The 20847-nt window shown below is 47.7% G+C and carries 14 protein-coding genes, 1 rRNA gene and 1 pseudogene; 8 read left to right on the top strand and 8 right to left on the bottom strand.

Going from position 1 to position 20847, the window contains the following annotated elements; all coding sequences use genetic code 11:
* From JFN88_RS11335 to JFN88_RS11325, 3 genes are all read left to right on the top strand, one after another.
* Window positions 1-1043, top strand: a 1043-nt coding sequence (locus JFN88_RS11335; RefSeq protein WP_199019407.1) for an RHS repeat-associated core domain-containing protein, incomplete at its 5' end; no start/stop codon positions are given.
* A 2-nt stretch (window positions 1044-1045) separates the two neighbouring features.
* Window positions 1046-1585, top strand: coding sequence for a hypothetical protein (locus tag JFN88_RS11330; RefSeq protein WP_199019415.1), 540 nt, complete (start codon window positions 1046-1048; stop codon window positions 1583-1585).
* Between the two features lie 238 nt (window positions 1586-1823).
* Window positions 1824-3182 (top strand): transposase, encoded by a 1359-nt coding sequence (locus JFN88_RS11325; protein ID WP_199019406.1) that lies wholly within the window; start codon window positions 1824-1826, stop codon window positions 3180-3182.
* Between the two features lie 178 nt (window positions 3183-3360).
* Here the strand turns inward: JFN88_RS11325 and JFN88_RS11320 are convergent.
* The 3 genes and pseudogenes from JFN88_RS11320 to tgl form a co-directional block, all read right to left on the bottom strand.
* Window positions 3361-3708 (bottom strand): annotated as a pseudogene (locus tag JFN88_RS11320) (transposase); the annotation flags it as partial.
* Window positions 3709-3909: 201 nt separating this feature from the next.
* Entirely contained in the window at window positions 3910-5046 is a 1137-nt protein-coding gene (locus tag JFN88_RS11315; protein WP_199019405.1) for a phosphodiester glycosidase family protein, read from the bottom strand.
* A 220-nt stretch (window positions 5047-5266) separates the two neighbouring features.
* Complete coding sequence (gene tgl, locus JFN88_RS11310) at window positions 5267-6031, bottom strand: spore coat transglutaminase TGL (protein WP_199019414.1); 765 nt, start codon at window positions 6029-6031, stop codon at window positions 5267-5269.
* Window positions 6032-6579: 548 nt separating this feature from the next.
* Here tgl and JFN88_RS11305 point away from each other — a divergent pair.
* Complete coding sequence (locus JFN88_RS11305; protein WP_199019404.1) at window positions 6580-6762, top strand: YjzC family protein; 183 nt, start codon at window positions 6580-6582, stop codon at window positions 6760-6762.
* Window positions 6763-7056: 294 nt separating this feature from the next.
* Here JFN88_RS11305 and JFN88_RS11300 read toward each other — a convergent pair whose 3' ends face one another.
* Entirely contained in the window at window positions 7057-8412 is a 1356-nt protein-coding gene (locus JFN88_RS11300; RefSeq protein ID WP_199019403.1) for an FAD-dependent oxidoreductase, read from the bottom strand.
* 347 nt (window positions 8413-8759) lie between these two features.
* Between JFN88_RS11300 and JFN88_RS11295 the strand changes: the two genes are divergently transcribed.
* The 3 genes from JFN88_RS11295 to JFN88_RS11285 all read left to right on the top strand — a co-directional run bounded on the left by JFN88_RS11295 (window position 8760) and on the right by JFN88_RS11285 (window position 15764).
* Window positions 8760-10493 carry an ABC transporter ATP-binding protein gene (locus JFN88_RS11295; protein WP_199019402.1) on the top strand — a complete coding sequence of 578 codons (1734 nt, stop codon included), beginning with the start codon at window positions 8760-8762 and terminating at the stop codon, window positions 10491-10493.
* The gene (locus JFN88_RS11290; RefSeq protein ID WP_199019401.1) at window positions 10486-12330 is read left to right on the top strand and encodes an ABC transporter ATP-binding protein; all 1845 of its coding nucleotides are present in this window, start codon (window positions 10486-10488) and stop codon (window positions 12328-12330) included. The genes JFN88_RS11295 and JFN88_RS11290 overlap by 8 nt, the downstream gene beginning before the upstream one ends.
* 83 nt (window positions 12331-12413) lie before the next feature.
* Window positions 12414-15764 carry a DEAD/DEAH box helicase gene (locus JFN88_RS11285; protein WP_199019400.1) on the top strand — a complete coding sequence of 1117 codons (3351 nt, stop codon included), beginning with the start codon at window positions 12414-12416 and terminating at the stop codon, window positions 15762-15764.
* 133 nt (window positions 15765-15897) lie between these two features.
* Here the strand turns inward: JFN88_RS11285 and JFN88_RS11280 are convergent, their stop codons facing one another.
* The 4 genes from JFN88_RS11280 to JFN88_RS11265 all read right to left on the bottom strand — a co-directional run bounded on the left by JFN88_RS11280 (window position 15898) and on the right by JFN88_RS11265 (window position 19955).
* On the bottom strand, window positions 15898-16749 hold the full coding sequence (locus tag JFN88_RS11280; RefSeq protein ID WP_199019399.1) for an SDR family oxidoreductase: 852 nt from the start codon (window positions 16747-16749) through the stop codon (window positions 15898-15900).
* The gene (gene uxuA, locus JFN88_RS11275) at window positions 16746-17834 is read right to left on the bottom strand and encodes a mannonate dehydratase (RefSeq protein WP_199019398.1); all 1089 of its coding nucleotides are present in this window, start codon (window positions 17832-17834) and stop codon (window positions 16746-16748) included. The genes JFN88_RS11280 and uxuA overlap by 4 nt, the downstream gene beginning before the upstream one ends.
* 37 nt (window positions 17835-17871) lie before the next feature.
* The gene (locus tag JFN88_RS11270) at window positions 17872-18564 is read right to left on the bottom strand and encodes a GntR family transcriptional regulator (RefSeq protein WP_199019397.1); all 693 of its coding nucleotides are present in this window, start codon (window positions 18562-18564) and stop codon (window positions 17872-17874) included.
* Between the two features lie 131 nt (window positions 18565-18695).
* Window positions 18696-19955 (bottom strand): TraB/GumN family protein, encoded by a 1260-nt coding sequence (locus JFN88_RS11265; protein ID WP_199019396.1) that lies wholly within the window; start codon window positions 19953-19955, stop codon window positions 18696-18698.
* Window positions 19956-20765: 810 nt separating this feature from the next.
* Between JFN88_RS11265 and JFN88_RS11260 the strand changes: the two genes are divergently transcribed.
* A 16S ribosomal RNA gene (locus tag JFN88_RS11260) occupies window positions 20766-20847 on the top strand; the annotation flags it as partial.

Raw genomic sequence — 20847 nt, 5'->3', positions numbered from 1 at the left:
CGGTCACGCACAAAGCGAGCTACCTGCGAGGAAAGGGATTAGTAGCGCGGGTGGACGCCAGCGGCAGCCGGGCGTACTATTCCCATAACGGCCATGGGGATGTGACGCAGCTAACCGACCAAGCGGGCAATGTGCTCAACAGCTACACGTATGACATGTGGGGCAATCCGTTAACGGCGAGTGAAACCGTGCCGAATCTATTTAGATATAGCGGAGAATACTGGGATGAGACGACCGGGTTGCAATACCTGAGGGCCAGATGGTACGATCCGAGTGTAGGGCGGTTTATGAATGAGGATACGTACGAGGGGGATATTAAAAATCCGCTGACGTTGAATTTGTATACGTATGTTCATAATAATCCTTTGATTCATACTGACCCTTCAGGGAATATTCCAACACCTATGGAAGCCGCTTATATGGCACAACACATCTACAGTGCATCTACTAAAGATTATTATGTAGGAGTTACTGGTGGATGGAAACTACAAAATATAATAAACAATTCTGAAGGATTAAAAATAGGGGTCTATTATCGAACTGATGGGAAGGGTGTTATAGAGTATGCTTTTGTTAATAAAGGCTCTTCTACGGGAGGGGACTGGATTAATAATGCCCAACAACCCTTCGGTTACTCAACAGATATGATAGACTCAATAGCTGAAGCAGTTGCATTCGTAAAAAAATATGGAAAGAATGAAATAACAATGGTAGGTCATTCAAAAGGTGGGGCTGAAGCTGCAGCTAATGCTGTTGCGACGGGACGTGACGCAATACTATTCAATCCAGCAACAGTTAATTTAAGCGAATATAATCTTGATTCTTCAACATATTCTGGTAAAATGACAGCATACATCGTGAAGGGTGAAGTGTTAAATCAAGTATTTGGTCCTACTTCAAAACCTATTGGCAGCGTTGTATATTTACCAACACAATATAGAGTAAATTATCGTTGGAATGTAGTGAAGAACGTCCGAAATTCATTGAAAAATCATAGTATGGATGCAGTCAAAAATGCCTTAAAAGAGGCGGGGTATAAGTGAAGATGAAACTGTTACTATTAGGATTACCACTTTTATTCATATTATTAATTTTTTTGTATTTTACAATACCATGGGTATTGATCTACATGGGTAATCTGTTGGAACCTAATCCGCCAGGACCTGCTGTCACATATGGAGAGTTCCCATTTCGTTTGGAATATGAAATTAATGGGAAAAAGAAAGTTATTCAAGATACGTTAATTGTTGAGTATAAAGGAGTGGGGATGAATGAAGGTCAAGGTAAGTTCAGAAAATGGGAGCAAAGATTAGCTAGCGGAAATGAAAATATTACATTATTCAAAAATGATAATTCCTTAGAGATTTATTATCCTCCTGGTAGTTCTCGTTATTATATGGATGATTTAGGAGATGGCGAATCATTCAGTTACGTTTTTCCTAATGCGGCGTATACTGAAATTGATGGGCGAATTACTCGTAGTGGGGTAATTTCTGCAGATGATTTGCTGAAATTATATAACATTAAACTAATTAGCTGGGATTACACTCAACCAATTAAAAATGATTTTTCTTCAAACAAGTAGTGAGCCAAGAATGAAAGAATTCCCCGCATGGGAGTGTAACAATGAACTGTAACCTCATTTATGGACAGTGTTGAAAACGGTAGTGAGGCCTTAAGAGAGCTAAGAGATGACTTCTGAATTTATCAAAGCCACTGAAAAAGTCCAACATCTATAAACAGGATGCCCCTCCTCATTTTTTTGAGGAGGGGCATCCTGTTTTCCTGTATAATTAGATGATTAATTTCAGGTGGTGTCTCGGATGATTTCAAACCAACAATCTCTTAACCTTAGTTCATTTATGACCATATACGATATCGTCGTACCTAAAGATAATATGCTTCGTCAAATAAATGATCTCGTAGATTTTTCATTTGTTCCTGTAGAATTACAGCATAAATACTGCCTCGACAATGGTCGCAATGCAGTGCCTCCCATTCGAATGTTCAAATACCTATTGTTGAAATCTATTTTCGATGTATCCGATGTGGATGTTGTGGAACGTTCTAAATATGACATGTCCTTCAAGTATTTTTTAGATATGGCGCCTGAAGACGAAGTCATTAATCCTAGTTCACTAACGAAGTTTCGCAAGCTTCGCTTGAAAGATGTGAATCTGCTCGACATACTTATTCAAAAGACCGTGGAGATCGCGTTGAAAAAAGAAATCATCAAAAGCAGCGCAATTATTGTGGATGCCACCCATACGAAAGCACGATTTAATCAGCTATCACCCAGAGAAATATTCATGCAAAAGTCTAAGTTGTTGAGAAAATCCGTTTACGAGATCGATGAAAAAATGAAGGATAAATTCCCACCGAAAACAACGACGAACGAATTATCTGATGAACTGGACTATTGCCAAAAAGTTATAGATACGGTGGAAAAAGAAGAATCCCTCCGTGAATACCCAAAGGTGAAAGAAAAGCTGAACTACTTAAAAGAAATCGTAGCTGATCACCATGAGCACCTTCAACTCAGCAATGATCCAGATGCACGCATAGGTCACAAAACGGCAGACTCCTCGTTCTTTGGCTACAAAACACATCTTGCTATGAAGATCGATACCGTCATTGGAGATACAGCCTATTCTGAAAAAGATAATATTCAGTATGCCAATCACAACGAATTACAATTAATATCAAAATTAAACCCTAATATCACACAAGGAACTCGTAAAAAAGAAGATGATTTTGAGTTTAATAAAGATGCAGGTATGTACGTTTGTAAAGCTGGGCATATGGCGATTCAAAAAGCCCGCACAGGTAAGAAAGGTATGAATAATAACCAAAAGAATACCTACATGTTTGACATTGAAAAATGCGAAGTATGCCCAATGAAAGACGGGTGCTATAAAGAAGGTGCGAAAAGCAAAACCAATTCTGTAACCATCAAATCGACTGAACATAAGGAACATGAGGCATTTCAAAATAGCGATGATTTCAAAGAGAAATCGAAAGAACGTTATAAAATTGAAGCGAAAAATAGTGAACTCAAGCATAGACACGGGTATGATGTTGCATCATCCTCGGGTCTTGTTGGCATGCAAATGCAAGGAGCCATGGCCATATTTTCTGTTAATCTCAAGCGAATCATTACACTCATGAAAGATTCAAAGTAAAAGAAAAAAGAGAAAGGCGGTATTCCGTTCCAATGTGAACGAAATATCGCCTTTTTGATTTAAAACAAATCTTAACAAACTAAAAACGTAAGTTTTTCAGTGGCCTCGAATTTATCAAGAGTCATCTTTTTTAGTGTCCACTGATAGCGTTCTGAATTGTAGTGGATCACATACTCCTTTTGGCATAGAGCGCGATAATTTGATCCTCGATTCCGGTGACGTTCGATTGATATTTCTTCACGACCAGCGGCTCAAACTCGCCTTGACGGTCACGGGGAACCGCGATCTCCTGCTCCCCGTACTCGCTGGTGATCTTCTTGCGGCTCTTGCCATTGCGGGCATTCGTCGTCGCTTTCTCTGCTGTTTCGTGCTTGACATAGCCCAGATGGGTGTCCATCTCCGCCTCCAGCATTTCCTGGATGGTTTCGGCAAATAGGTCTTTCAAAGCGTCCTGCGCATCCTTCGCCGTGACCCGTTTGTTCTCCTTAATAAAGGCTCGCAGTTGTTCTTTTGTCCACAGTCCCATGTGCTCTCCCAACCTGTCTACTCCGTCTATTTAATCGGTTTTGGAGTTTACACAAACTATTTTACAGACTCTTCAACAACTCCATGTGGTTTCTTTTTATATCCGCCGGATATTGCCGATAGTAGCATATAATCGGCGACGCTTTTAAGAGGAGCGGGACTCATCTGTGCTTAACTACATCTTTAGCGCCTCTCTCTTGAATTAATATTTGATCAGCAAAGCATTGCTGATCTGTCTGCCAGGGGGCGTCAGGTAGCTGCCGTTGTAGTACAGCCCGCTGGAAGCTCCGCCGTCCAGGTTCATCGCCTGATAGGACCCGGCCTGCTTCATGATTTCCGCCATTTGGGGAATGGTTGCCCCGCTGGAGGTAACGAGCAGCAACTGGTGATTGGAGGTAATGCCTAGCGCACTCCGCGCGCCGCCGCCGGTTAAAATTTTCGGATCACGGAAGCCTTCTTCCTTGACATTCAGCGATACCTTGCCATTAACGACCAGCCGGGGTCCAACCTGCAACGCGCCTTCAATGCCGCCCTGCTTGTAGCGTTCCGGAAATTCCACGCCTGCTACCAGCTCGCTCAGATTATTTGCATCATAAATGAATACGGTTTTGCGGTCCCCGGAGCTGTGCTTCTTAATTTTACCACCTTGTACAATCCAGCCGTAAGGAGTCTTGTAGCTGTCATCCGTATACGCATCGAAGAATGTTCCGTTAATCGCAATTCTGGCCTCGTTCCGCTTGGCGATGCTGCTTAATTCCTCAACTTTGCCAACGGTATTGTGAGCCAGTGCGATATCCAGTTGCACCTTCGGATGCATTAGATTGACTGTCACGACACGGACAGTAAAGGATTTGCCGCCCACCTTGAACGTTTGGACCTGACTGTTAACAGGCTCGGTCAGTGTACCGCGTTTAATAACCGGGAGACGGGTCTGCTTTCCTCCGGCCGCAACGTTAACGGATGAAATATCGGACTGCCAGCTTAGCTGTATGCCCAGCGCCTGGCTGACAAATCGCAGTGGTACATATGTGCTGCCGTCCGATTCAAATGGAGGCGCATCAAGCCGTAACTCCTCATTATTTATAGAGGCTGAGGTGCTGCCTGCATAGAGGGTGATATGATCCTCGCCTTTCGTAATATCGACACGCTGCTGAACGGCAGTCCATTTCACAGAAGCTCCAGCGTATTCGCTCAGGAAACGGATCGGAACGAAAGTGCTGTTTGTTTTCGTATCCAGATAGCCGAAATTTTTGGTGTTGTTGGATGCCGCCTCCGAAACATGGGGCAGAGCCATGCCCGCGGCGCAGAACAGTATAATAGCCAGTACAGTTTTTCTCATGATGCATTGCTCCTTAATTTTTAGCATTCGGTTTCTTGCTACTATCGGCAATAAGTGTTTTCAGATGAAGTATGTTTACAACTTTAGATGAAGCGTGAAGAGGTTGCAATTTTATGAGGAAGATTTAATATCACGTGCTCAACGATATAGAAAAAAGCCATCAAGTCCCTTGAAGAAGGACGATGGCTTGATTGATCTATTTATTTCATCTCGCAACCGGTCAGGTAACCATGTAACGGCGTTGCCCGATTCGGGCCTGAATACCGAATTTCTGATCTGTTCCATAACGCATCGCGCTGACAGCAGCATTGGCCTGCATATTTGTACGGGAACTGCCCGGGGACAGCGGACCTTTTGCAAATTGAGATAAATACTCGAAATCGGGATGATAAAATGCATTCGTCAAATAAGCAGGGCGGGTGGAGCCAGGCTTGCGGGTGTGATTGAGTGAACGAATGATGTCTTCCGCAGATGTGATGCCGATACCGTGACCATAATAGGAGTCAGGCCCCATCTTGATTACGTTTTCCCCTTGCCATTGCGGGGTAGACGGGTCAAAGTCGGGGTTGGCGAAATACAGAACATCTCCCCGCAAAGCCTGATCGCTGCCTTGCTCCTGCATCAGATGCAAATCACTGTCATAATGCCAGTCATAGAGGAGCATATCGGCAAACAAACCGTTGAACGCCGATTCTTCGATGGAATCCAGCACGCCTTTGTATAGCACAATGACAGTCGCTGTGGCACACTCAAAGGCGTATTGGTCCCCATTTCTAAATATATCTCGTATCCCTTCCGCCGGTGTAACCGAATCTCGCAGCTGGAATCCGCCCTGCTCGGTTAAAATCCACAATTTTTCATTGCAACGGGAGTTTTTGAAGTCTGCAAAACCAACTCCACTGTTATACAAGTCCTGAGCGGCTTTTACAATGTTGGCGCGCAGCAACTTCTCGAATTCGGCTACATCCCGGAAAGGGGGAGCCACTTCTTGCACTTTCTGCCCGGATTCATGAGTCCAATCTGCGGTGCCGCCGGCGCTGCTTGGGGTAAGATTGTCGCTCTCGCTATTTGATGTCACGCTGCATCCTCCTTTTCTATCGACGCCATACTTCTATTGTATGGGCAGATCTGTACGGCGTGCATCCGGGGAGCATTCATGTAACCTTCCTCAGCCTGATTGTCATCCCAATCAAACGACTCTCCCTGACAGCTTCAGTGCCAAAAATGTAATATATTACCTTTACCACCGCTGTTGCCATGGCCGTCTACACGCTTGTATATTTCATGTTTGCGGCCCTCACTATAGCGTATTACCGACGTTTTGTAGGGGCGGCATTATAAACAAGTTCCAAAATTATATAAGTTGAACGAAAGAAACGGAATTCCTGACTTCCTTTCGTTCAACTCATATAGCACCTGCTTTAGAAAGAAATGCTATTCATGCGCTATTGCTGAACTGAGCAACCTACAAGGAGATTCACAGCCGCAGTGCTGTTGCAATCTGTTTCAATTCGCGTTGAGGAGGCGGCAACGATGGGTGAATGGACGGAATATCGTCCCGGCGATAGGGCGCCGAATGAAGGGACTTATATTGAAGTTGGTGAAAATGACTTTCACATGGGAATTGAAAACCCGAAGAAAGTCCAATTGAGCAAGGGCGAACGTTTCCCTGATACATCGAATCACAACCGAAAATGGAAAAAGTTAAAGCGGTAATCGGATCAGGGACCGAATAAAGCAAGAATATCCGGGCATATTAAATGCGACGGTGCAAAGAGAGGTGTGGTTCCGTTGAACCAGATGGAGCAACAACCGCAAGAGATTATTTTCCGTTAAAGATTGAAGCAGCGAAGTGCCTAGCAAACTCAGTTTGTCCATGCACAAATTACCGCAGCAGGCGGTAATCAAAGCTTCGAACTACAGCCGTGAAATGCAGCTCATTCCTAATCAACACCGTCAGAAAAAGGACTCGCAAGAGTCCTTTTTCTTTTGGATGTTTTATTAGCTTCTTTAAATTTTAACTTTATTAAATTTTTGCACATAAGCCTGCAGCCCGGCCTGATTCAGAATGTTCCAGGGCTTGTTGTAATGTGGCTGGAAGAAGAAATCGACGAAACCGAGTTCTTCCATGGTCATGCGATTCTGAATACAAACCGACAGTGTATTGATCGATTGGGTCAGATCAGCTTTCGATAGCACCTGTGCGCCCACAATCCGGCCTGTCGCTTCCTGGTAGACGACTTTGAGAAGCGCCTTTTCATAAGTAGGCATAAATTCCGGACGGTAGTTGTCATTGATTGTGACAGATTTCACAAGCAAACCCGCATCAAGTGCCGCTTGCTCGGTCAAGCCGGTCGAAGCGATATTTAGATCGAATATTTTAATGCCTGAAGTGCCCTGAGTTCCCATGTAGCGTACGGTTGGTTTGATAATATTGCGGGCTACCAGCGTTCCCATCCGTACAGCATTGGTAGCGAGCGGAATGTAGGCGGGCTGTCCTGTTGGGTTGTAGCGAATTGCGCAACTGTCTCCAGCGGCATATACATCCGGACAGCTTGTGCGCATATATTCATCTACGATGATAGCTCCATTGCCAAGCATGTCTACCTGCCCGGCGAGCAGTCCTGTATTTGGGCGGAAGCCGATACACATGATCACCAGATCGGCTTCGTACTCGCCTGCTGTTGTCATGACCCGGTTAACCTTGCCGTTCACCCCCGCAAAGGCAGTTACGCTCTGATTCAATGCCAAGCGAATATGGCGCTGTTTCATTTCCTCTTCCACAAACTCGGTATATTCCGCATCCAAATATTTATACAGCACTCTTGGCGTATTATCAATAACGGTTACTTGCTTGCCAAGTTGTTCAAAGGCCTCCACCAGTTCAATTCCGATATATCCGGCTCCGACCACGACGATTTGCTCTGCGTGTTTCGCTCTGTCGATGATGGTTTGCGCATGCGCGTAGTTTTTGCAAAGCAGAATATTATCCAGGTCCATACCGTCCATCTTCGGAATGATCGGCCACGAACCGGTTGTGACAACGAGTTTGTCATAAGTGTCCGTCATGGTTACTTCCCGGATCAGGTCCCGCACGACAACAGTTTTTGTTTTAGTATCGACCGAGATGACATCATGAAGCATTTTCGTCTGGACGCCAAGCGCTGCAAGCTGTTCAGGCGACGAATAGAAAAGCGATTCAGCGTTATGCACGACACCTGCGACATGCAAGGCAATACCGCACGACAGGAAGGAAATATTATCATTTCGTTCATAAACTGTGATTTGCGCTTCAGGGTAAAGAGCAGCCATTTGGGTTATTGCAGCCGTTCCAGCATGCGTACATCCGATAACGATAATTTTCATTGAAGTCAGCCTCCTTGGGATTAAATTGTGATTTAATTCACAATGTATTGTATGTTGTGATTTATTTCACAATGTTTTGATGGTTCTATCATATGACGAATGACAACAAAGTGCAAGTGGTAAGTGAAATTTGTCACAATGTTGTAATAGTCAAAATTGCGATGAAAACCAAACTTCTCTCTTCCCCATTGGCCAATTATATAGCAAATCTTGCATATACGGCTTTAGAAAATAAATTCATACTGAGTTATAATGGAACAGTAGCTTTACATCGTTTCGGTCGCAAGCTTATTTGAAATAGTGGACTTCATACATTTACTTGTGCTTTTCCAATCGGAGGAATGCTGATGCTCAAGATGTTAAGCTTTCTTTACAAATACCGGATTGCGGCAGTGGCGGCGCTGCTTATGATGCTCATCGAACTGACCGTAGAAATTACACAGCCGTACTTCATCGCAAAAATTATTGATGACGGGATTCGTCAGGATGATATATCTGTTGTCTGGCTGTGGGGCGGAGTGCTGACTGTGAGTACGGCCCTGGCATTTGCTTGCGGGATTGCGAGTTCTTTTTTTGCAGCCCATGCCAGCCTGGGACTTAGCTATGATCTGCGGGAGAAGTTGTACCGGAAGGTTCAGTCCTTCTCCTACAGTGTGTTTAATCGTTTTGCCGCTCCTTCGCTCATTACGAGACTTACAGCTGACGTCAACCAGGTACAGGACTTGGTGTTTATGTCGCTGCGCTTTATGACACGGGTGCCGCTCGTAGTTATCGGCAGTATTTTGATGGCGCTTATTGTGAATGTAAAGCTTGGCTTGCTGTTGGTGCTGACTGTCCCGCCGTTGTTTGTTTTTGTCGTGTGGATGACGAGGAAAGCAATTCGCATGTTCCATCTCGTCCAGCAGCGGTTGGATAACGTGAACGGCGTCATTCAGGAAAATCTTATAGGTATTCGGCTCATTCGGGTATTCGTGCGAATGGCTAACGAAATTGGGCGTTTCGGCGCTACGAGCGGCAAGCTGATGCAAGATTCCGTACGCGTCTTGCGTCTCACCGAATCGACAATGCCTTTTATTTTTCTCTTGATGAATGCGGGCATTATCGCAGTGCTTTGGTTTGGCCGTCAAGATATTTCCACTGGGAGCGCAACAGTAGGAGAAGTGGTGGCTGTCGTCAATTACTCACTCCGAACGATTGGTGCATTATCTGTACTTTCCTGGCTGGTTGTCGTGTATTCACGCTCCAGCGCCTCCGCCGAGCGGGTTCAGGAAGTGCTCGCAGCTGAAGACGGCATGGAAGCGGCTGCCGCGGGCCAATCTGCTCAGAATGCTTGCCCAATTGAAGGTGCCGTGGAGTTCGACAAGGTTAGCTTTGAATATGAAACGAGTGAACTGGCCGTCCTAAGCGATATTTCCTTCCAGACCTATCCGGGAGAACGGATTGCCATTATAGGGGCGACAGGTTCGGGCAAATCCTCGCTCATTCAGTTAATTCCCCGCCTCTATGAGCCTCGCGAAGGCGCTGTAAGGGTGGACGGCACTGACGTCCGCCAGCTTAACCCTTTTGCTCTACGAGGCGCTATTGGCTATGTACCGCAGGAAATTACGCTGTTCTCTGGAACTGTGCGTGAAAATATCGCTTGGGGACGCGAGGATGCGACAATGGAGGAAGTCATGGAGGCTGCCAGACAAGCTCAAATTCATGAGACGATCGGATCGCTTTCTGACGGCTATCATACAATGCTTGGCCAGAGGGGCGTCAACTTGTCCGGCGGGCAAAAGCAGCGGCTGATGATCGCCAGGGCGCTGATCCGCAGACCGGCGATTCTTATTCTCGACGACAGTACGAGCGCGCTTGATGTTCGAACCGAGGCGGCTTTGCTTGAAGAACTCAAGATGCTCTCCTGTACGACGTTCATCATCACCCAGAAGATTAGCTCCACTTCTTCGGCCGATTTAATTTTGCTGCTCGATGAAGGACGGCTGATCGCTCAAGGCAAGCATGAAGAACTGATGCAGACATCAGAGCTGTACCGCCGGATTTACCAATCTCAGTATGGGGAGGTGGCAGCGCATGCTTAAAGCGTTAATAGAGCCGTTCCGCAATCCGTATCCCCGCCATCTTACAGGCGAGAGCGTATCAGGCAAAGGCGATACAGGCAAGCCCAAGACCAAGGTGCAAAACTGGTCGAGCACACTGAGGCGGGTCTGGTCCTATTTGGCGCTTCGCAAGGGCAAGCTGATGCTCGTCCTGCTTATGGTCGTGCTTAGTTCCGCGTTAGCGCTGCTGGGGCCGTATCTGATCGGAGTGGCCGTGGACGATTATTTAGAGGGCGGCGGGGGTCAGGATTGGGTGTACTTCCTGATCGGACTTGCTGTTGTATACACCTTATTCTCTCTGACCTCCTGGCTGCAAAACATCTGGATGATTGAGATTTCACAGGAAACGATCTACCGTCTCCGGTTTGATCTGTTTTCTCACCTGCACAAGCTGCCGATTCCATTCTTCGGCAAGCGTCAGCAGGGCGAGATTATGAGCCGGGTTACGAACGATATTGAAAATGTCAGTTCGACGCTGAACAGCTCGGCGATCCAGATCTTCTCCAGTGTGCTTACGCTGATCGGGACGGTCACGGTCATGCTGCTTCTAAGCCCGCTGCTGACGCTGCTTACCTTTACAGTTGTTCCGCTGATGGCGCTCGGAATGCGCTGGATTACCCGCCGGACAGGACCGCTGTTCAAGCAGAGGCAGCGCAACCTCGGGGAACTGAACGGGTACATTGAGGAGACGTTGTCCGGGCAGCGGATGATTAAAGCATTTTCCCAGGAGGACCGGGCGATTCGCGGATTTCAGGAGCGCAATGAGCGGATCAGGCTGTCAGGATTTTGGGCGTTGACGATATCGGGCTTTATTCCGAAGCTCATGAACGCTTTGAACAATATGAGCTTTGCCATCATTGCGGGTATCGGCGGCATTCTCGCAATTCGTGGCGCAATCACAGTCGGGATCATTATTATATTCGTCGAATATGCCAGACAATTTACACGGCCGCTTAATGATCTGGCCAACCAGTGGAATACGCTGCTGTCTGCTATTGCGGGCGCAGAGCGCGTGTTTGAAGTGATGGACGAGCCGGAGGAATCAAGTGATGAGCAAGCTGCTGTGGAGCTGAAGCAAATGGATGGGGCGATTGCCTTTGAGCAGGTATCCTTTGGCTATGACAACAACAGGCCCACGCTGAATGGAATCAGCTTCAAGGTTAAACCAGGAGAGATGATCGCCCTTGTAGGTCCGACTGGTGCTGGCAAAACGACGCTGATTCAATTGCTCTCCAGGTTTTATGATGCAGACAGCGGTCGCGTGACGGTAGATGGAAGAGATATTCGATCAATCAAACGGGAAAGCCTGCGCTCCTATATGGCGTTTGTGCTGCAAGATACCTTTTTGTTCAAAGGGACGATTCGGGAAAATATTCGCTTTGGCCGCCTTGATGCTACGGATGAAGAAGTCGAACAGGCAGCCAGACTCGCCAATGCGGAACCATTTATTTTAAGGATGAAAGGCGGCTATGACAAAGTGCTGGACATTGGAGGCAGCGGGATCAGCCAGGGGCAGAAGCAACTGCTGGCGATTGCCAGAGCGATTCTGGCCAATCCCTCCATTCTGGTGCTTGATGAAGCGACGAGCAGCATTGATACGGTTACGGAAATTAAAATTCAGGAGGGTCTGGAGCGGCTGATGGAAGGACGGACGAGCTTCGTCATTGCCCACCGACTCAATACCATTCGCAGCGCTGACCGAATTCTGGTGCTGAAAGACGGACGTCTGCTGGAGCAGGGTAGCCATGATGAATTGCTCCGGCAAAATGGCTTCTATCGTGACTTGTATGCCAGCCAGCTCCGCAAGATGGCTTTGTAGTTCGACTTTATCGCTCTAAATATTTTTATTGTGAGCAACGCCTCATAAACCAGGATGAATAAAGCAAGAGAGGCAGTGAAGGTATGACTTTTAAAGTGAGCGACTGGAATATTAAGGTTTTGTGCGGCCAGACCTCCTTTCGGCGGGGAAGCGCCTATTATGACGATGGCAGTGTATCATTTACCTTCTATGATATGGAAAGCGGCCGATTCGAGGCGGAAGTAACGGGCAATGACATTTATGAGGTACAAATAGACATTAGCCGGACGAGTGATGGGGAGCTTGATATTGATGCAGAATGTACTTGTCCGGCTTTTTACTCCTATGATCACTATTGCAAGCATATTGCAGCGGTATTGCTCGGCATTCGGGAGCTGCCTGTTGATGAAGACAGCGTACCCGAAGGCCGGATCGCTTCCGCCAAGTTCGACAGTGACAACGGGAGAGTCGCCAATGAAGGGCCATGGCTGTCGCAGACTGCGCCGCAGAGGAGCGCGCTTTCATCCAGAGATGTGCAGCTTGCGAACGGATTTCTCAGTGTTTTTGAATCGAAGAAAAGCCTTCCGGTCCACTCGCTTGGGTTGATTCCGGAGATGCGCGCGCCGCTCCAAATCGAATTTATATGCAAGGTGCATTCGGCTGGATACCGAAAGTCTGTATTCGCAGTGGAAATGAAGGCTGGGAGCAAACGTCTTTACATTGTGCAGAAAATCAAAGCTTTTTTAGATGCGATTGCCAAACAGGAACCTCATTATTTCTCGAAGTATTTTACTTATGATCCCAAGGAGCATGTAATCTCCGACGGCGACGAAGCGATCATTCACAGTTTGCTGCACATCTACCGGAATGAACAAATGATGCGGGATATTTTCCAGCCGTATTCGACCTACTCCAATTCTGCGGCCGATGAACGGTTCCTCATTATTCCTTCGCTGGAATGGGATCGGATATTGCCTCTGCTTGCAGCGGCTTCTTCTGTCAGGATGGAGCATGAAGGACAAAGCTATGGGCGACTGGATATTTCGGATGAACCGATCCCGGTAGAATTTGAATTCGATCAGTCTCGCGATGAAAACGAGGGGTATCATCTTAAAGTAACGGGTGTGAACGCGGTCACCATTATGGAGCCCTACCGAACCGTCATCACCGGGGGCAAACTGGTCAGAATGAATGAGGATTCGATCAAACGGCTGGCAGAAATCAAGCGTCTCCTTGGGGCTTACCAAAACAACGAGGTGCGGATTCAACCGGATCAAATGGAGTCCTTTATGGAGAAGGCTGTGCCCGGGTTGATGAAACTTGGCAAGGTGCAGATTGCTCCTGCTATATCGGATCGGATCGTCCGTACCCGACTGCAGCCTCGCTTGTATCTGGATCGTGTGGGCGACTGGCTTGTCGCCGGATTGGAATTCCAGTATGGAGATATTATCATCAATCCGCTGGAGGGCAGCGTCTTAAGCCGGGGCCACAGGCAAATTCTGCTCCGGGATAGCGAAAAAGAACAGCAAATTTTTACTCTCATGGAACAGGCGGGCTTTATTGCTACAGAGAGCGCCTATCGTATGGATGATGAAGAGGCGGAGTTTGAGTTTTTGTATTCTACGATTCCACAATTGGAAAAGCTGCTTGTTGTCCACGCCACATCCGCTGTCAAGACCATGCTGCATCCGGGCGCTGTTATGCCGATGATTAAGGCGGATGTCGATGAGCGTACCGATTGGCTAAAATTCGAATTTCAGCTGGACGGCATATCCGAGGATGAAATTCGTGATGTTCTCAAGGCTGTAAAGGAGAAACGTAAATTTTTCCGGATGAAGACAGGAGCCTTCATGCCAATGGACGGGGCGGCGTTCGAGGAAATCAGGCGGATGATCGAAGAGATGGGCGGTCGCCTGAGTGACTGGAAGGGGGCGGAGCTGCGCTTGCCTGCCTGGTATGCGATGCGGCTGCAGGCCGGGGATACCGAAGGGAGCGCCATTAAGCGGGGCAAGCTGCTTCGCCGGTTCCTGGATAATTTGCGCAATCCCGATAGTCTTGACTTCCCGCTGCCCGATTCCCTAGCGCCAATCCTTCGGGATTACCAGAAATACGGCTTCCAATGGATGAGAACAATGGCGCATTACCGTTTTGGAGGCATTTTGGCTGACGATATGGGGCTTGGAAAAACATTGCAAAGCATCGCCTTCCTCGTCTCTATGCTGCCGGAAATTCGGGAGAGCGGGATGCCAGCTTTCATTGTTTGCCCGGCTTCACTGTTGTATAACTGGCGCAACGAAATCATGCGCTTTGCGCCTGAATTGCGTGTGGTCATCCAGGACGGCAGCAAGTCGGAGCGCAGCCAGGCAGCCAAGGGATTCGAAGATAGCGATGTCATCATCACCTCGTACCCGCTGCTGCGTCGCGATATCGAGCTTTATGCCAAGCATAGCTTCCACACGCTGATTTTGGATGAAGCGCAGGCCTTCAAGAACTATACGACCCAGACCGCACAGGCAGTCAAAGCGCTCCAGGCCCGTTATCGCTTTGCGCTGACAGGAACGCCGATTGAAAACTCCATTGAAGAGCTGTGGTCCATTACGAGCAGCGTATTCCCGGAACTTTTCACTTCGCGCAAGGCATTTTCGGACATGTCGAGCGAGGATATCTCCAAACGCTTAAAACCGTTCCTGCTGCGCCGCCTAAAGACAGAGGTGCTTGGCGAGCTCCCAGAGAAAATCGAATCCTTGCAAACCTCCGAGCTGCTGCCGGAACAGAAGAAGCTGTATGTGTCGTATCTCGCCCGGCTTCAACAGGAGACGGTCAAGCATCTGGACGAAGATGATTTCCAGAAGAACCGGATTAAAATTTTGGCCGGTATTACCCGCTTGCGTCAGCTCTGCTGTCATCCCGGCTTGTTCGTGGAAGATTACAAGGAAGGCTCCGCCAAATTCGAGCAACTGATGGAGCTGATTGCGGAGTGCCGCAGCGCAGGCAAGCGTATGCTGATCTTCTCCCAGTTTACTGAAATGCTCGGACTGATTGCGCGTGAACTGGGACTTCAAGAAATTCCGTTCTTCTATCTGGACGGTAAAACACCTGCTGCAGAGCGGGTGAAATTGTGCGGCCGGTTTAACGAAGGACAGCGGGATGTATTCCTGATTTCCTTGAAAGCAGGCGGTACAGGGCTTAATCTGACGGGGGCTGATACCGTCATTCTGTATGATCTGTGGTGGAACCCTGCTGTTGAGCAGCAGGCGGCTGACCGGGCGCACCGGATCGGACAAAAGAAGGTCGTCCAAGTGATTCGGCTTGTAGCCCAGGGAACGGTTGAGGAAAAAATGTATGAGCTGCAGCAGCGAAAGAAAAATCTTGTGGAGCAGGTGGTTCAGCCGGGACAGGAAGCGCTGAATTCGCTGACCGAGCAGGAAATACGTGAAATCCTGATGCTGGCTTAGTTCAATCGAGTGATATGAAATGATAAAGTTTTGAAAAGAGAGACGGCTATCATCACCCGCGATGACAGCCGTCTCCCTGCATTAGGAGAGTATGAGGAACGGGGTATCCAACCTTCGTTTTATTCATTTTGGGCTATACCCCCGAATAGGCCATAAAACCGCCGTCAACCGCAATCGTCGTTCCGGTTACAAATCCGGAAGTTTCATGATCTGCAAGCCATAGCAGAGTACCAAGCAGATCCTCAGGCTTTCCGAAGCGGCGCATCGGTGTGTGGGAGATGATTTTGTGTGAACGGTCCGTCAGCGAGCCGTCTTCATGTAGAAGGAGCCGCCTGTTTTGTTCGGTCAAGAAGAAGCCGGGCGCAAGCGCGTTAACCCGGATGCCTGTCTCCGCAAGATGAACGGCCAGCCATTGTGTGAAGTTGTTGATGGCGGCTTTCGCTGCGCTATATGCAGGTACCTTGGTCAGAGGGGAAGGGGCGCTCATGGATGAAATATTAATAATCGTCGCCCCGTCTCGACCCAGCATCTGTCTGGTAAAGGCTTGTGTTGGAATAAGGCTGCCGATAAAATTCAAATCCATGACGCTGCGGAAGCCATCAATACTCAGGTTGAACAATGTCGTCAACTCAGGATGATCGAGATCCTGCTGCTGAAAAATTTCATTGGTCGTATTGGCCTTCGGGTGATTGCCACCTGCTCCGTTAATCAGAATGTCGCATGGCCCAAGCTGTTCCTGAACGGCTGCAGCTGCTGCAGTTACACTGTCAGCCGAAGTAACGTCACAGGAGACGGCCACCGCGTTTCCGCCCAACTGCACGATTTCCTCCGCGACCTTCTGACCCTTCTCGAGTGTCCGGTTCAATATCGCAATTTGTGCGCCTTGCCGCGCAAGCTCAATCCCCATGACCCGGCACAGAACGCCAGCTCCGCCCGTAATCACGACGGTTTTGCCATTGAGCGAGGAATGAATAGGTTGACTCATGCCAGAACCGCCTCCTGTTCCTTACGGCTGCTGCGTTCGTAGGCGTCCCATAAGCCCCATAGATACATAATGCCCAGTGCCCGGTCGTACAGCCCATATCCCGGACGGCAGGATTCTCCCCACAGATGGCGGCCGTGATCTGGACGGCAGAACCCGGTGAAGCCTTCTTCCTGATAGGCTTGAATAATACCTTCTATATCAACCGTACCATCCTGAGTACGATGCGACGTTTCGATGAAATCTCCATTTTCATAGACTCTGACGTTGCGGATATGCGTGAACGGAATCCGGTCAATGAATTCATGCACCATGGACACGATATCGTTATCCGGGTTAGCTCCCAGGGAGCCGCTGCACAGCGTAATACAGTTATAAGGGCTGTTATGCAAAGCCAGATAACGGCGAATATTCGCCTGGCCCGTAATAATGCGCGGCAGTCCGAAGATCGACCATGGCGGATCGTCCGGGTGAATTGCCATTTTGATATCATGCTCGGCAGCGACCGGAATAATCTCATTCAGGAAGTAACGGGCATTTTCCCACAGATGTTCTTCGGTTACCCCCTGGTAAGCTTCGAAGAGTCGGGTCAGATATTGCAGACGCTCCGGCTCCCAGCCGGGCATCGTCAGCTTTGAATTTTCATTAATTTGCTTCACCAGATCAAACGGATCAATATTTTCAATTTTTGCTTTTTCATAAAAGAGGGCGGTGGACCCGTCGCTCATTTCCTTGAACAGGTCAGTACGGAGCCAGTCGAAGATCGGCATAAAATTATAACAAATGACCTTGACCCCAACCTGCGCCAGCTTGGCAATGGTCTTCTTGTAATTCTCGATGTAGACATCCCGGCTTGGCAGCCCCAGTTTGATATCCTCATGGATGTTGACGCTCTCTACCACCTTGAGATGGAGGCCAGCCTTGTCGGCCGCAGCTTTGACCGCCAAAATCTTGTCCATAGGCCACTCGTCCCCTGCCGGGACATCATGCAACGCCCAGACGATGCCTTCTACACCGGGGATTTGCCTGATCTGATCCAGCGTTACCGTATCATTGCCTTCACCAAACCATCGAAATACCATTTTCATCGGTTTAATCCGCCTTTCGATTTTTGTAGTCCAATCTTCAATTTGAGCTGGGTGTTTTAAAGTAAGTCGGGAATTTCTCCTTGAGCAGCGACTGGTCGGTAACGGTCAGATTCAGGTGATTTTTCATCAGCCGGTCCGCTTCTGCGCTGTCATGCGCCTCGATTGCCGCAACTATTTGCTCATGCTGGGAATAGATATGGCTCCAATTATGGTCTGCTGCAAGACGCAGCATGCGGCTGCGATTCAGATGAACATTGACGTGCTGGATGACTCCCCAGGTATAGCTTTTTCCGCAACCTTCAAAAATTGCGCGGTGAAATTCCTCATCAAGCTCGAACATCTTTTTGTCATCCTGCTTTGCTACAGACAGCTTTTGCAGTGCAAGATTGCTCTTGATCTTGATGAACTGCTCCTCCGGGAAGCTCTCACATGCCAGCTGGATAACGGCGCGCTCCAATTGCTCGCGCATAAAGCGGGCTTCCTCCACCAGCGAGTTGTCGATAAGAGAGACGTATGTCCCGCGCTGTGGGAGAATTTCCAGCAGCCCTTCCTGAGCAAGCTGTACAAAGCTTTCTCTGACAGGAGTGCGGCTGACATTAAATTGAAGGGAGATTTCCTTCTCGGACAGCCCGGTTCCCGGCGGCAGCTCAAGCTGCAAAATTTGTTCCCTTAGCGCGCTGTATACCACCTCACGGGTTGAGGCAGACTGTGGCGGTTTGACGAATACCATGCGCTTGCTCCTTTCACCATGTTAACGCTTATGATAATACTACCATACTTGTATGGTAGTATGGTAGTGAAAAAACAGGGCCAACAAATTGTTAGCCCTGTCCTCTTTCAAAATGACATATTTTCTAATATCTATTGTCTTGCCAAAGTAAAACCTTCCTTCTCCAAGAGCGTAACAACACCGTGGTCACCCAACATGTGCAGCGCTCCAACTACAACCATATACGTTTCTTTTTTATCGCTATTCAGATAGCTTTTAATATGTTCAACCATGCCTTCATTGCGGTCGGACAACATGCCTTTGTAGTATTCGTCATCCCAAGCGGAGGCTTTGGTCAGTTCGGCCAAGACCGCATCATCGCCCTCGATCCACATTTTGGTCAGCAAATCGAGTCCTTCACCCGGAGCAGGGGTATCCTCGGACGCAGGCTCCAGCGTTTGCAGAAGCAGCTTTTCCTGCAAAGGGTCCGAGAAGTTGTTGAACATCTGGAGTTGGGACTCGATGCTTTCCAGTGAAAGGATCGGCTTTTTTACCTTGTTGGCGTTTTGAATCAGGTACATGTCAATACCGATTTCTGTTTGATAGCCGGCTTTTGCAGCCTGGATATTCGAAATGTTTTGCGTAATCAGCCATGGTTTGAAATTATCAAAGCTGGTTTCCGGATAATCATTGGCTTTCAGGAATGCTGTAACTTTTGCATACGTCTCAGCGGAGATATGATCCTTCAGTTGGGTTCCGTCTTTATAAGCACCCAAGTCCAAGACCAGCTTCTGTGCTTGCTGGGGATCGATCGTCGACAAGTCGATCTCTACGCCCAGGTAGTCAGCAGCTTCGAACGCATCCTCAATTTCCTGACGCAGCGGATACATTTTTTCTTTAGCTACGTGAATTGAACCAAGCAAATAGACGGTGTTTCCTTTATTTTCTACTTTCCACAGAAAGCCGCGGCTTCCTTCAGCTTGTTGCTCGGATGTTAGGGCAACCTGACGAAGCGACGAGTCCCAGGCGACTTTATACCCTGTAGTCTCCGCGATGAAGCGAAGCGGCACATAGGTTACATTGCTGATTTGCTTTGGAGCGGCATCCAGCTTGACTGTTTTTCCATTCGCGGTTGCATTCGTATTGCCAATTTGAAGGGAGAGTGAGAGGCCTTCTTTGGTGCCGCTTGCTGTACGGGTCGCTTCATTCCAATTTACTTTGACCTCCAGTTTTTCAAGTAGCGGTCGCATCGGAACGAGTGTAACTCCTTTTTCGACGAGGGGCTCGGATTTGTTGAACTGGATTTGCTCGCCGTTCAGCCATACGGTTAAAGATTTCTCTGCAGCATGAACGGAAGAGAACACGGACGCAAGTAAGAATAAGGATAGAAATAGTGCGCTAATTTTTTTCATCGAGGTATAAGCTCCTTCTACTATTGTAATGATAAAACAATATTGACTTTAGATACTCAAGGGACTTGTCTGAAAAATGATTATCCTCCTTCCACTTAAATTCAGAAGCGAGTTGGCTGGAAGGCTTGTCTGCTCCAGAAGGGCTCTAATGCTCCTAAAGGGTATTAACCATAATTTGTACTACGCCACTTCCAAATAATAGTTCCAAAATAGTTATCTGCCAAATGCTTTCGGCGATCTACAATCTCATTCAAGCATCTAAGCAGCCTCGGAAAGCGGGGATTCATATAGAAGTTAAGAGCTAAAACCAGATCGTTGACTAAGAGATATTATCATTAGAGCAGGCAGCTTAATGCCGTCTAATCCCGTTTTCGAATCCATACGTGCAATAGTGTACCCGGTGCCTGACAGGATGGGAAAATCATATTTGTTAAAGAAACGTAAGCGTTCTGTTAAATTGTCGTATAGTTTTTCTATAAGTCATAGTAGACAAAACATCTATTTCATCGTATAGTGGTCTTCTGGAGTTAGACAATAAAGTTGGCAGGGCGCATAGCGTTTCCCAGCGTTAGATGTCAAGCATTGATCCCAGTTCAAGCCTAACATAACTTCAAAAAAAGAAATTTAAAAAAAGGCTTGCAAAGTGATAAATAACTGTGATATATTATAAAAGTCGCCGCTGAGACATGGTGATAACGAAAACGAAGTCATTTGTTCTTTGAAAACTGAACAACGAGCGAAATGCCCTGTGACTTGAAAGAGTCGCAGAACAGCAACAAACGAAATGAGCTAACAAGCGAATCTATAACCTTTATGGAGAGTTTGATCCTGGCTCAGGACGAACGCTGGCGGCGTGCCTAATACATGCAAGTCGAGCGGACTTTGCGAGAAG

It is taken from the genome of Paenibacillus roseus (assembly GCF_016424485.1).
In the GTDB taxonomy this organism is placed as follows: domain Bacteria; phylum Bacillota; class Bacilli; order Paenibacillales; family Paenibacillaceae; genus Paenibacillus_D; species Paenibacillus_D roseus.
Note: the sequence above shows the minus strand (reverse complement) of the source record. Positions and strands in the feature narration are given on the sequence as shown.

Bases quoted from the DNA above. Each gene is read 5' to 3' on its own strand.
- JFN88_RS11330 (WP_199019415.1), top strand. From the start codon at position 1,046: ATGAAACTGTTACTATTAGGATTACCACTTTTATTCATATTATTAATT.
- JFN88_RS11325 (WP_199019406.1), top strand. From the start codon at position 1,824: ATGATTTCAAACCAACAATCTCTTAACCTTAGTTCATTTATGACCATA.
- JFN88_RS11315 (WP_199019405.1), bottom strand. From the start codon at position 5,046: ATGAGAAAAACTGTACTGGCTATTATACTGTTCTGCGCCGCGGGCATG.
- JFN88_RS11305 (WP_199019404.1), top strand. From the start codon at position 6,580: ATGGGTGAATGGACGGAATATCGTCCCGGCGATAGGGCGCCGAATGAA.
- JFN88_RS11300 (WP_199019403.1), bottom strand. From the start codon at position 8,412: ATGAAAATTATCGTTATCGGATGTACGCATGCTGGAACGGCTGCAATA.
- JFN88_RS11295 (WP_199019402.1), top strand. From the start codon at position 8,760: ATGCTCAAGATGTTAAGCTTTCTTTACAAATACCGGATTGCGGCAGTG.
- JFN88_RS11290 (WP_199019401.1), top strand. From the start codon at position 10,486: ATGCTTAAAGCGTTAATAGAGCCGTTCCGCAATCCGTATCCCCGCCAT.
- JFN88_RS11285 (WP_199019400.1), top strand. From the start codon at position 12,414: ATGACTTTTAAAGTGAGCGACTGGAATATTAAGGTTTTGTGCGGCCAG.
- JFN88_RS11280 (WP_199019399.1), bottom strand. From the start codon at position 16,749: ATGAGTCAACCTATTCATTCCTCGCTCAATGGCAAAACCGTCGTGATT.
- uxuA (WP_199019398.1), bottom strand. From the start codon at position 17,834: ATGAAAATGGTATTTCGATGGTTTGGTGAAGGCAATGATACGGTAACG.
- JFN88_RS11270 (WP_199019397.1), bottom strand. From the start codon at position 18,564: ATGGTATTCGTCAAACCGCCACAGTCTGCCTCAACCCGTGAGGTGGTA.
- JFN88_RS11265 (WP_199019396.1), bottom strand. From the start codon at position 19,955: ATGAAAAAAATTAGCGCACTATTTCTATCCTTATTCTTACTTGCGTCC.